We start from the raw sequence: 13160 nt of genomic DNA, 5'->3' as shown, positions 1-13160 counted from the left end.
GACGTATAACTCCACCGATTCCGTCGTATGAACGAAGCTAGGGATACCCATGTTCGAGAGGTGTGTTTGGCATAATGAGCCGCAGCAATGGTCGCTCGATAACCAGGTCCTCCACGTCACCACTGATAAAGGCTCCGATTTCTGGCGTGAGACCTATTATGGCTTTACGCGCGATAGCGGGCACTTCTTCGGAATGGAATGGCAGGGGGATTTCACCGCTTCATTGCGGATCCATGGACGTTATGAGGAACTGTACGATCAGGCAGGGATCATGGTCCGGATTGATGAGTCACACTGGATCAAGGCGGGTATCGAATTGTCGGACGGTGTTGCCTGCATCGGCAATGTGCTGACTCTGGGGCGCTCGGACTGGTCCACAACTGCCTACGCAGGCGACGCGTCTGATCTGTATCTGCGCGTCACCGTTGCGGATGGCGTGCTGCGCGTTCAAACATCCGCTGATGGAATCCGCTGGCCTCTTCTAAAACTTTGCCCGTTTCCAAAATCGCAATTTTATCAGGTCGGGCCCATGTGCTGCACACCGGAGCGCGAGGGCCTGGAGGTCAGGTTTTCCGAGTTCCGTGTTGGACCTCCGCTCGGCAAAGCCCTTCATGACCTGACGTGAGAAATATCCGAAAAATCATCCGTTGCGGGGCAGAGCCACCGCGATGTCGGTCAGCTTTGCGGCGTCGGTTTCCGGCATAGCCGCAGAGGCCGCCGCTACACGTGAAAATGATGCCTGAACGGGTTTGCGGTGCAGCGGATTGTCAGCAATTGCATAGTCCGGGTAACACTTCATTTAGTGATTTTGTGAAATCTAAAATACGCAGGTTCCAAGGTTTCATCGGCGGAGCCGGTAGAACAAGTGAAGCCTCCTCGGCCTGCCTGGCGGCGGTTCGAAAATGGCGCTCGCTTGTCGCCCTATGAGGAGGGGCAACAGCTACCCGCGATGTTTCATCATATATTCCCCGGCCTCCCGCGAGGGCGGCTGGAGGAGTGCTTGCCTTGAGGCCATTCATGTCTTTCCTGAAGAATACCAAGATAAAAACGAAGGTCGTTTTTGTCATCTCGCTGATGAGCCTGATGTCGCTTTCCGGAATAAGCTACGTCAGCCTGCAATATCAAAAAACCGACAACGTCTATAGCGACTTCATCGGCCATGAGGCCCTTGCTGCGGTTCTGAACGCCAGAACCAGCGGAAACCTCAATGCGCTCGGCATGCAGATGCTTCGCGCCAGCCTTAACGAGCCGGCCAGCGGCGATTTCGAAGCTGCCGTCAAAACCTTTAGAGCCGACCGTAAGCAACTCGAGGAACGCCAGAACAAGATCATGGAGCTGGTGCCGGCGCGCACGGAAGCCGCCCGCGATATCCTCAAGGGTGTTGTCGAAGTCGAAGAGATCGGTAATCAGGTCATCGCCCTCATGCAGGCAGGGCAACGCGCCGAAGCGCAGCAGATGGCGCTTAACGTGCTTCGAAAAATTGCCGAAGTCTCGCCGAAGATCAGTGCCGGCAATGAGCAGCTCATCCAGGTCATGAATGAGGGGAGAGAGCGTCTTACAGCCAGCACCAATACGACGATCTGGACGGGTTTGATTACGCTCGCGCTCGTTTCTCTGGCTGTGATCGCACTTGGCCTGCTTGTTTCCTCCCGAGGCATCACCACCCCGATTGCGCGGCTTCGTGCACGCATGGAATCGCTGGCGGCGGGTGATACGGCGAGCGAAATCGCCGGAATGGATCGCAGGGATGAAGTTGGCCAGATGGCCGCCGCCGTTCAGGCATTTCGCGAAGGCGCAATCGAGCGCCTCCGGCTTGAGAATGAAACGGAGGCCAACCGGTCGACTTCGGAAAAGGACCGGATCGAGCGCGAGAAACAGAAGGCCAGGGAAGCTGCCGATGTACAGTTTGCCGTCGACAATCTTGCCACAGCCCTTTCGAAGATCGCCCAGGGCGACGTCACTTACCGGATCGTTGAGCCATTCGTCTCCGGCCTTGACGGTATCCGTGGTGATTTCAACCGGGCTGCGGAGCAGTTGCAGTCGACCTTGAGCCAGGTGGCGCAGAACGCACGCGGCATCGATGCCGGCGCCAACGAGATCAGGTCTGCGGCAGACGATCTGGCGAGACGCACGGAGCAGCAGGCTGCCGCCGTCGAAGAGACTGCGGCTGCGCTGGAAGAGATCACCACGACGGTGAAAGACGCCACGAAACGGGCGCAGGAAGCGGGTCACCTCGTCGGCCGCGCAAAAGTCGGCGCTGAAAAGTCCGGAGAGGTGGTGCAGCAGGCCGTTGCGGCAATGGAGCAGATCGCGACATCCGCCAATGAGATTTCCAATATCATCGGCGTGATCGACGAGATCGCGTTCCAGACCAACCTTCTGGCGCTGAATGCGGGCGTTGAAGCAGCCCGTGCGGGAGAGGCGGGCAAAGGCTTTGCCGTTGTCGCGCAGGAGGTTCGCGAACTGGCGCAGCGCTCCGCCGGCGCCGCCAAGGAGATCAAGAACCTGATCACGACATCGAACGGGCAGGTTCAGCAGGGTGTACAGCTGGTTGGCGAAACCGGCAGGGCGCTGGAACTGATCGTGACGGAGGTGAAGGAAATCAACCGGCACGTTGCGGCCATCGCGGAATCGGCGCAGGAGCAATCCTCAGGTCTTCAGCAGATCAATACGGCCGTGAACCAGATGGATCAGGACACCCAGAAGAACGCCGCCATGGTGGAAGAAAGCACTGCCGCCAGCCACGGCCTTGCGCGCGAGGCGTCTTCGCTGAACGGGCTCATCGCCCAGTTCAAACTGTCGGAAGGTTCGTTCAGCGAGGCCGCTGCGCCAGTGCGTTCGGCTTCACCTGCCGACAGGCCCGCTCGTTCTCCCGCCCGCGCCCTGGGCGGCAGGATCAAGGCTGCGTTTTCCGGCAATGCGGCACTGAATACCGCGGCGGATAATTGGGAGGAGTTTTGATCCCTGTCCCGCTCTTATGCCGGCCTCAGCTGAGGGACTAAAAGCACCGCTTTGAACATTGGCACCGGGGATCGGAGGTTTTGGAACCTGATCCCCGGTGTTCTGCTTTTGGGCGACATGAGCCCGGAACTGCCATCCATCTATGCGCTTGCATGGTGGTCAAGCCGGCTGGGGCTTCACCGGTTTTCAGGTCTGCTCACGAGCGAAAGTCAGACGTCCAGGTAGGACAAAATGGTTGCAGCGACGTCAGACGCCTCCTGCGTCTCACTCGAAGCGTTCGCTGATGTGTCGGTCCCGGCCGCACTGTCCGGGGTCGCAGCCTGCTGCTCGGTGGTTGAGATGAAGGAGGCGATATCCTGCACGGAGCTGTTTGTGGGCTTTGCGCTATTTAATGCCGTAACCTGCGCCGAGGTCATGGCGGCGATCTGACCTGGCGTGAAGGCGGCCGCCTGGGATGTTGTCAAGGCAGCGAGCGTACCGGTGCTCAATCCCGAGATCGCGCTCGAACTCAAGCTAATGATCTGCTCGGTGGAAAATGTTGTGAGGTCGTCGCCGCCAAGCGCGGCTGCCTGCATCGCATTGAGGGCGCTGACCTGGGACAGTGACAGCGCTCCGATTTGCGCAGATCCCATTGCCGCCATCTGGCCGTAGCTCAGCGAGGCCACCTGGCTTGTCGTCAAGGCGGCGATCTCCTGAGGCGACAGGGACGCTACAACGGCGGTGGACAACCCCCTGATCGCCGTCGAATTGATGGCAGCAAGCTCGCCGGTCGAGAATGTTGCCAGATCTTCAGTCGTCAACCCCGCAAGTCCGGCCGAACTTAATGCGGTGATCTGGCTTGTAGAGAGTGCTTCGATCTGATCCCTGCCAAGGGCGTTGATCTGATCGCCAGTCAATCCGGCGACGCCAGCCGTACTGAGGGCTGCGACCTCAGCGGTGGAAAGAGCGGCGATAAAGCCCGTGGACAGTCCCTTTATCGCGCTTGAGCCGATCGCGGCGAGTTCTTCTGTCGAGAAGGTTTCCAGCATCTCCGCAGACAGGCCCTTGAGTGCATCCGAATTCAACGATGCGATCTGACGGGTGGATAATGCCTGAACCTGTTCAATGCTCAACGCGCCGGTCTGCGCGCTGCCAAGGCCTGCGATCGCCTTGGCGTCCAGAGCAGCTATCTGGTTTACGGAAAGGGAGGCGATGTCGGCCGTATCCAAAGCCGCAACCTGTTTGGAGGTGAGGGCGGCGATCTGGGCATTGGTCAGCGCGTTCACCTGACCGGTGCCGAGGGCGGCGATCTGGTCCGTGGTCAGGCCCGGCATTGCCGCCGCACCCAAGGCTGCGATCTGAGCTGTCGTCAGCGAAGCGATCGTTGCTGCCGACAGGCCCGAGACCGCACTCGAGCTGATGGCAGCCAGCTCAGCGGCGGTGAATGTATCGAGATCATCGGCGCCAAGGGCCGCAATCTGTTTCGAACCGAGAGCACCGATCTGAGCGCTGGTGAAGGCCTCGACCTGAGCGGTGTTGAGGGCCGTGATCTGATCAGCGGTCAGGCCTGCCGCGCCCGCCGTGCTGAGGGCCACGATCTGGGCTGCTGAAAGCGAGGCGATGCCGGCTACGCTGAGAGCCGCAACCTGCTTGGAGGTGAGGGCGCCGACCTGGGCGCTGGTGAGGGCCTCGACCTGGGTGATGCTGAGCGCCGCGATCTGGTCGGTGGTCAGGCCGGGTAGCGCCGCCGTGCCCAGGGCCGCGATCTGAGCTGTCGTCAGCGAAGCGATTGCAGCCGTCGACAGGCCCGAGATTGCACTCGAGCCGATGGCAGCCAGTTCGGCGGCGGTGAATGTATCAAGATCATCGGCGCTAAGCGCCGCAATCTGTTTTGCGCTGAGAGCACCGATCTGAGCACTGGTGAGGGCCTCGACCTGAGCGGTGTTGAGGGCCGCGATCTGGTCAGTGGTCAGGCCGGCTATACCCGCGGTGCTGAGCGCGGCTATCTGGGTTGCCGAAAGCGAGGCGATGCTGGCCACGCTGAGAGCCGCAACCTGTTTGGAGGTGAGGGCACCCACCTGGGTACTCATCAGGGCGTCCACCTGATCACTGGTCAGGACGGCGACCTGTCCGGTGTTCAGTCCACCAATGCCGGCCGTGCTCAACGCTGCGATCTGAGCCGTGGTCATCGACGCCACGGTTTCCGCTGACAGACCTGGGACGGCATTCGAACTGATCGCCGCGATGTCCTTGGTCGAGAACGTTGCTATGTCATCCGTACTCAAGACTGCAATCTGTTTCGAGCTGAGAGCACCGACCTGGATATCGGTCAGGGCCTCGACCTGCGTGGTGTCGAGGGCCGCGATCTGATCAGTGGTCAGGCCCGTTATACCGCCGGTGCTGAGGGCGGCGATCTGGGCCGCCGAAAGCGAGGCAATGTCAGCCACGCTGAGAGCCGCAACCTGTTTGGAGGTGAGCGCAGCAATCTGGGTATTGGTCAGAACGTCCACCTGATCGCCAGTCAAGGCGGCGACCTGTCCCGTGCTCAGCGCGCCGATGCCGGCCGTACTCAGCGCGGCGATCTGCGCTGTTGTCAGCGACGCTATGGTTTGCGTTGACAGGCCCGGGACCGCATTCGAACTGAGCGCGGCAATGTCTCTGGTCGAGAACGTTGCGATATCGTCTGCGCCCAGGGCCGCTACCTGCGTCGAGCTGAGTGCGCCGACCTGGGCGCTGGTCAAGGCCTCGACCTGAGCGGTACTCAAGGCGGCGACCTGCCCGGTGCTCAGTGCGCCAATGCCCGCCGTGCTCAGCGCTGCAATCTGGGCTGTCGTCAGCGACGCCATGGTTTCCGTTGATAAACCCGCGACCGCATTCGGACTGATCGCGGCGATGTCCTTGGTCGAGAATGTTGCAATGTCGTCCGCGCTCAAGGCCGCTATCTGTTTGGAGCTGAGAGCGCTGACCTGGGCGGTGGTCAAGGCCTCGACCTGGGCGATGCTCAGGGCCGCGATCTGCACGGTGCTCAACGCCGCGATGCTTTGCATATTCAGGGCGGCGATCTGGGCTGTCGTCAGGGAGGCGATGGTCTCCGCCGACAATCCTGAGATCGCACTCGAACTGATCGCGGCAATGTCCTTGGTCGTGAATTTCGCCAGATCGTCCGTTCCCAGCTGTGCAATCTGTGTGGAGCCGAGATTGACGATCTGCGCACTCGTCAGGGCTTCAGCCTGGCTGGTGCTGAGGGTCGCCAGTTGCTGCGAGCTAAGTCCCGCAATGCCCGCAGCGCTCAGGGAGGCAATCTGGGCGGTTGAAAGAGCGGCTATGTCGTCTGTACCAAGGGTGGCGACCTGTGCCGCGCTCAGCCGCCCCATCTGCTTGGTCGACAGTCTGGAAACCTGATCGGTGCTGAGGGCGGCGATCTGGCTGCTCGAAAGTCCGACGATGCCAGAGGTGCTCATTGCCGCGAGCTGGGCCACGGAAAGCGATGCGATATTGTCCGTGCTCAACGCCGCAATCTGTCCCGAGCTGAGAGCTCCGATCTGGACGGTGGTCAAGGCCGAGAACTGATCGATGCTGAGGGCTGCAATCTGATCCGTGGTCAGACCCTTGACGCCCGCAGCACTCAACATGGCTGTTTGGTTGGTGGACAAGGCGGTCACATCGTTGCCCAGGGCGGCGACCTGTGCTGCGCTCAATGCCTTGATCTGCGCGGCGGATAGAAGGCTGACCTGATTGCCGCTCAGGGCTTCGATCTGGTCGGAGGTCAGGCCGGTAATAGCACTGGTGCTCAGGGCACTGATCTGAGCCGTGGTGAGGGCTGCGATAACATCCGTGTTCAGGCCCGGCATGGCTCTGTTGGTGATGGCTGCGATATCGGCGGTCGAGAATGTCGCCAGATCTTCAATGCTCAGGGCCGCAATTTGCGTTGAACTCAGTGACTTCACCTGTGTCGGCGACAGGGCCTCGACCTGGCCGGTGCTCAATGCTTCGACCTGATCGGCCGTCAGGCCGGCGATGGCGCTGGTGGTCAGGGCTGCGATCTGGGCGGTGGTCAGCGCTGCGATTGCGTCCGTGCTGAGGCCGGCCATGGCCTTGCTCGTGATCGCCGCAATATCGGCGGTCGAAAATGTCGCTATGTCCTCCGCGCTCAGAGCCGCAAGTTGTACCGAGTTCAGCAACTTCACCTGTGCCGAGGACAGGGCTTCGACCTGCTGGGTACTAAAGGCTTCGATCTGATCGGCGATCAGGTTTGCGATCACCCCTGTGTTGAGGGCGGCAATCTGAGCGGTTGACAGGGCCTCGATCTGAGCAGCGCTTAGGGCCTGGAATTGCGCGACGCCAAGCGCGTTCATCTGGGCCGTCGTCAATGCGGCGACCTGATCTCTGGTAAGCGCGCCGATCGTCTCCGTGCCCAGACGTGGCATGGCTTTGGCGGTAATCTCCGCGATATCGGCGGTTGAGAATGTCGCTATATCCTCCGCACTCAGGACCACGAATTGTGCTGCACTCAACGATCTCACCTGTGCCGGTGACAGGGCTTCGACCTGGCTCGTGCTTAAGGCGGCGATGTGCGTTGTTTTGAGCGCGGCAATCTGAGCCGTCGTCAATGCGGCGATCTGGGCGGTGCTCAGGCTTTCGATCTGGTCGATTGTCAGACCCGCAATCGCACTTGCATTGAGGGCGGCGATCCGATCAGGGGTAAACTCTGCGATTGCTTCGGTGCTGAGGCCCGGCATGGCTTTGACGGTAATCGCCGCGATGTCGGCGGTGGAGAATGTCGCTATGTCATCTGTGCCGAGGGCCGCGAGTTGCATCGAGCTCAACACCCTGACCTGTGCCGGCGTAAGGGCTTCGGCCTGATCCGGGCTCAGGACCGCGATCTGGTCGGTTGTCAGGCTTGCAACGGCGCTTGTGCTCAGGGCCGCGATTTGATCCGGGGTCAGTCCTGCAATCACTTCCGTGCTCAGGCCCGGCACGGCTCTGTTCGTGATCGCGGCCATATCAGCGGTTGAGAATGTTGCGATATCTTCCGCGCTCAGGGCGGCAATTTGCGTCGCACTGAGGGCGCGCACCTGAGATGAGGTCAAAGCCTCCGCTTGATCGGTCGTCAGGGCCTGAAGCTGGGTGGTGGTGAGCGCAGAAACCTGGCTCGAATTCAGACTTTTAATGGCGTATTGATCGAGAATATTGAGTTGATCCAGCGTCAGGCCAACGATGGCGACCTGCGAAATGGCGCTCAACTGTTGCGAGTTGAGGACTTTGACATCCTCTACATCCAACGCCGCGATCTGAGCCGACGAGAGCGCTTTGATCTGCGTTGTGGAAAGCGACGCCACGTCGTCGGTTGTCCAGGCTGCGACCGCCTCTGTCGAAAGATATCTGATCTGATTGACATTCAGGGAAGAAATGATCGACGTCATGTCTGAAAAATCCTAAAGTCCAAGCTTAACAGGTGGATTTTCCGCCCAAGCCCCCCAAAGGGGCATCGGTTATTCGGGTCCACCATTTTTCAGATGTTGATTACGCAATCGGGCTTGCCTGAACCTGAAGTTGCTACGTCTCAGCCGATCTCCCTTTGCGATACTTGTCTTTAACGCCGCCGGCGAGGGACGTTATGCCGTCGCGGCAAAACGTCGGCGAGCTCCGGTAAAGCCGGCGGGTGTTATGGAGAAGAACGCGACAGATCCGTCTCAGACGGGCGAATGCAGAAATGCCGGCATGGGTGCGCCCTCCGATTGCCTGGCGAGATAGAGGCGGGCGGTATCGAGCGCCTCTCGAATGGTCGCATCCATGTCGAGATAACGATAGGTCCCCAGCCGTCCGACAAAGGTTACCGACGCTTCCCGTTCGGCACGCGCCACATATTCGGCAAGCTGTTCTTTGTCTTCGACCAGCCGGATGGGATAATAGGGAATGTCCTGCGGGCCGCATTCATGGGAGAACTCCCTGTAGCAGACGGAGCCTGCATGTTCCTCCCACGGAGAAAAGTGCTTGTGTTCGGTGATGCGGGTAAAGGGTACCGCAACATCGCCATAGTTCATCACCGCGCAGCCCTGGTAGTCGCCGTCATAGGTGAAGCGTTCGAAGTTCAGCGTCCGGTATGCCAGGCGGCCGAATTCGAAGTCGAAATAACCGTCAAGCGGACCGGAATAGAAAACGTGCCCGGAGGCGGGCGCCTCGGTGCGCTGGAAATGTGTGCCAAGCCTGACGGTGATGTTCGGATGATCGAGGATGCGCTCGATCATGTCCGTATAGCCGGTTTCCGGCATGCCCTGATATTTGTGGAAGAAGTAGTTGTCGTCATAGTTGAAGCGCACCGGTAGGCGCTTCAGGATCGAGGCCGGCAGCTCTGTCGGCGAGCAGCCCCATTGCTTCTCGGTATATCCCTTGAAGAAGGCCTCATAGAGATCGCGGCCGACGAAGCGTAGCGCCTGCTCCTCAAAGGTCTGTGGGTCGGTAATCGACTTGTCGGCCTTTTCCTCGATGAAGGCCCGGGCTTCATCGGGTCGGAAATTCTTGCCGAAAAACTGGTTGATCGTATGCAGATTGACCGGCAGCGAATAGACGCGCTCGCCGCTCGTCGTCTTGACGCGGTTCTTGTAGGGCATGAACGTCTGGAAGCCGTTCACATAGTCCCAGACTTCCTTGTCGTCGGTATGGAAGATATGCGGACCGTAAACATGCACCATGACGCCAGTCTCACTGTCGCGTTCGGTGTGGCAATTGCCGGCAATGTGATCGCGGGCGTCGACGATGTCGACCATATGGCCTGCCAGTGCAAGCTCCCGGCCAATGACTGCGCCGGAAAGCCCGGCGCCCACAATGACAATTCTTTCGTCCGCGAACATTGGTAATCAGTCCTGTTCATACGTCGCCCGGCGGGCGGTCAAGATTTGCATCGAAGAGCTGCCGTGCAGCGCGTGCCCCGGCCGGTCGAGAATAGTCCGCGCTCAGTTGTCCGGTTTCTGCCAGAGGCGACGGTCATAGGGGATTGGCGCATAGTCGTGCCACTGGGTGAGCTTCTTGAGGTAGCGGTTGCGGTAGCTCTGCTCGTCTTCAAACTCTATGTTCTCGAAAACGGCTTCCGCGCCCAGTTCGTAATAGAGATCGAGATTGCTGAGATCCGGCACCGGTGTCTCGCCGCGCTCACATTCGCCCTGCATTTGCCAGAACAGCTCTTCCAGACGTTGCGCCAGAGCGGGAATATCGCGCAATACGCTGGTGTCGCGCTGCCGGGCGATCGATTCTCTAACCTCCAGAAGGCTCTTCCGGTCGCGTTCGAAACCGATGGCGCGTGCGACATAATCTTCCGGCGAAGAACAAATCATTTCCGGAACACCCGCTGCTGTGACGATGCTGCCGCAGAAGCGCGCCGCAAATGTCTTGCCGGGCATGGTGAGGACGGGCAGGCCGGATGTTATCGCATCCGCGGCTGTGGAGTGAGCGCCATAGGGGAACGTATCCAGAAACAGATCGGCGACGCCAATACGGGCAATATGTTGCGGGTTCGGGACCTTCGGCGCAAATACGAGCCGTTCCGGTGCGATGCCACTTTTTTCTGCGATGCCTTGCAGGTGCTGATTGACATCTTCATCGCCCGCCAGCAACCACAACAGGCTGCCGGGCGTTTCAGACAGGATCGTCATCCATCGCGCAAAGCAGCTTTCGGTAATCTTCTGCATGCCATTGAAGCTGGCATAAACGAATGCATCCTCCGGCAGTCCGACCTCGGCCCGGCTTGGCCGGGCGGCGATTGGGCGCTTGCGATCAAGCGGCTGGTCACACGCGATGCGCAGGACTTTTTCGGAGTAATAGATGTCGTTCTCCGGCGGGATCATGTAGCCGTCGGAGATCAGATAATGATGGAAGGGGCTTCCCATCGATCCGGGATAGCCGCAGAAACTGACGATAACAGGCGAGGGACGATAGGCGAAAATCTTCGTGCGAGCGTCCTTGGTGTAGCCATTCACGTCGATCAGGATATCAATGTCGTCGGAAATGATCTGCGATGCCGCCGCGGCATCGTCGAGGCCATGGATATCCCGCCAGCAATGAACCGCCGCCTTGATCCGCTCCTGCGTGCTGTCAGTGTTGCGGACGTTACCGCAATAATAGGCGAAAACCTCAAGGCTGTTCTTGTCATGCAACTCCAGAACCTCGCAAAGAGCGAAGCCCACGGCATGGTCGCGAAGATCCGACGAGAGGTAGCCGACGCGCAGCCGCTCACCGGTCCCGGACTTCTGCTTCGGTGATCTGCGCGGAAAACGGCTGAGGTCCGGGCGCGTGCCGACCACCGTTTTGCTATAGCGATATGCCTTGGCCAGCTGGAACATCGGATCGTCGGCGTAACAGCTCAGCGTCAGCGACGACATGGCGTCGAGCATCTTGCGGGCAGGGACGTGGTTCGAGGGCGCAAGCACCGGCCATTTGCACTGCCGCTGCCGCAATGACACCCAGTGCTGGCCTGCTTCCGGCAATTCCGGCCGCAACTCGAACGCCTGCAGCAAGGCGGTCTCAGCGTCATCAAGCTTTCCAGCGCCTTCGAGGACCCGGCCGATGTTCTGCAGGGCCATATGCCGATGGCCCACCGCTTCGGCGTCGAGATGTTTCGTTGTCTCGGCATAATGCGACCACTGTTCCACAGCCTGGCCGATCAATCCGCTATCTTCAAGGACACGGCCGAGATTGATGTGGCCGGGAGCGAATTGCGGATTGGCCTTCAAACAGGCGCGGAATGCCTGTACGGCGCCCGCGCGGTCGCCGAGCTGGCTGAGCGCGACGGCATAGTTGAAATAGGCAAGATGAATGACGGGATTGTTGTCGTTGAATGCGACCCAGGTCTTGTAGAGTTCCACAGCAGCGGCTCGTTGGCCGGCGGCATTGAGCGCCTCGGTCACGCTCAGCAGATCCATGAGACTTAACCGTTGGTTCCGCGCAAGATCAAGTGCGCTGGGAGCGGTGTCGTCATTTGAAGGAGAGACGTGGTTGGCGGTCATGACATCCTGCGGCAAGGCGACAAAGGGTCGAAGATAAAAACGGCCTGTTGATGGGCCGTATTTAGCTATCGCAGGTAACTTGCCTGTGGCTGGATGTGTTTGAGGCGGGGTTGCGTGTCCAGATCAGCCGGCGGCCCGGCGGGGCGAAGGTTTCTCCCAGTCAGGCGCCGGCTTCTGAGGCGTTGATGCTGTCGTGCTGCAATAAGGATCGCTCACATGTCTAGCGACGGGAATGTTTCATCCTGTAGCTCGCCAGAGCGATTGACGGGTTTATCCTATAGACACTGTCGAAGTCTTCGTCTGTGAAGTATTGGTATGAATGTGCGACATATTCCCGGAAAAGACCGTGCAGGTCCTCCCGCATCTGCTTGGCCGCCCATTCCAGCAGACCTGCCTTGAAGACGATGAAGATCGGGTAATATTTTGCCCTGAAGATCGGATTTTCCAGGAAAAGCTTTTCGGTGTCTTTCAGCGCCGCGAACATTTCAAGTCGGCGCTCGTCGAAAGTGCTCGTATGCTGCTCCCGTCCCGGGATGAGGCGATGTGTTGTCAGGCTGCTGTTAATGGCCAGAAAGCGCCCGGCATTCATATAGGCCGCCCAATGCGGCAGGATGTCTTCGTTGATCCGCGCCGTGGAGAAGCGCCATTTCGTCTGGTGAATGAAAGATGTCCGCAGTATCTTGTTCCACGGGTAGTTGATCGTCACCAGGAATTGCGCGGTCGAGTCGAGATCGATCATGGCGCTGTCGCGACTACCGAGGACGCTATCCCAGATATTCTTGTCGATAGGCGCCATTTCGCCAGGAGCGCCACCGGCCGTTCTCAGCACGCTATATCTGAATGCCGCGACATCGATATTCGTCTCGTCCATCAGGGGCAGAACGGTATCGACGGCTCCCCCATGCAGGAGGTCGTCAGCATCGTGAAACAGGCAATATTCGCTGTCGATTGTCGCCAGCGCCCTGTTGCGGGCGACGCCCGGGCCGGTGTTCGTCTCGCTGCGCATCAGCCTTATATTGGCGTGCCGCGCCATGTATTGCTCAACGATGTCGCAGGTATTGTCGGCGGAGGCATCGTCGACAACGACGATATCCATTTCGGTTTCATTACGCAGAACACTGTCGAGTGTCTCGGCGATAAGACTGGCCATGTTGAAGGCCGGAATGATGATGGATATTTTTGCCATGACAGAGACTGAATGTCCTTCTGGGGCATTCTGCA

6 protein-coding genes are annotated in these 13160 nt (G+C 59.5%); 2 read left to right on the top strand and 4 right to left on the bottom strand.

Annotated elements, in window-relative coordinates; genetic code table 11:
• Positions 1-49 precede the first annotated feature (49 nt).
• Both QRN60_RS15625 and QRN60_RS15620 read left to right on the top strand, forming a co-directional pair.
• The gene (locus QRN60_RS15625) at positions 50-625 is read left to right on the top strand and encodes a DUF1349 domain-containing protein (protein WP_060723754.1); all 576 of its coding nucleotides are present in this window, start codon (positions 50-52) and stop codon (positions 623-625) included.
• Positions 626-1017: 392 nt separating this feature from the next.
• A complete protein-coding gene (locus QRN60_RS15620; protein ID WP_112295888.1) occupies positions 1018-2961 on the top strand; it encodes a methyl-accepting chemotaxis protein in 1944 nt (647 codons plus the stop codon).
• 209 nt (positions 2962-3170) lie between these two features.
• Here the strand turns inward: QRN60_RS15620 and QRN60_RS15615 are convergent, their stop codons facing one another.
• From QRN60_RS15615 to QRN60_RS15600, 4 genes are all read right to left on the bottom strand, one after another.
• Positions 3171-8363 (bottom strand): beta strand repeat-containing protein, encoded by a 5193-nt coding sequence (locus tag QRN60_RS15615; RefSeq protein WP_284765730.1) that lies wholly within the window; start codon positions 8361-8363, stop codon positions 3171-3173.
• A 270-nt stretch (positions 8364-8633) separates the two neighbouring features.
• On the bottom strand, positions 8634-9791 hold the full coding sequence (gene glf / locus QRN60_RS15610; RefSeq protein ID WP_003510423.1) for a UDP-galactopyranose mutase: 1158 nt from the start codon (positions 9789-9791) through the stop codon (positions 8634-8636).
• Between the two features lie 102 nt (positions 9792-9893).
• Positions 9894-11939: an O-linked N-acetylglucosamine transferase, SPINDLY family protein gene (locus QRN60_RS15605; RefSeq protein WP_112295887.1), complete on the bottom strand. Its 2046-nt coding sequence runs from the start codon at positions 11937-11939 to the stop codon at positions 9894-9896.
• Positions 11940-12159: 220 nt separating this feature from the next.
• The gene (locus tag QRN60_RS15600) at positions 12160-13125 is read right to left on the bottom strand and encodes a glycosyltransferase (RefSeq protein ID WP_112295886.1); all 966 of its coding nucleotides are present in this window, start codon (positions 13123-13125) and stop codon (positions 12160-12162) included.
• Positions 13126-13160: the final 35 nt, after the last annotated feature.

This window comes from Agrobacterium sp. CFBP2214 (assembly GCF_030209895.1).
Classification (GTDB): Bacteria; Pseudomonadota; Alphaproteobacteria; order Rhizobiales; family Rhizobiaceae; genus Agrobacterium; species Agrobacterium radiobacter.
The sequence above is the reverse complement of the archived record's forward strand: the minus strand, read 5'-3'. Positions and strand labels throughout refer to the sequence as shown.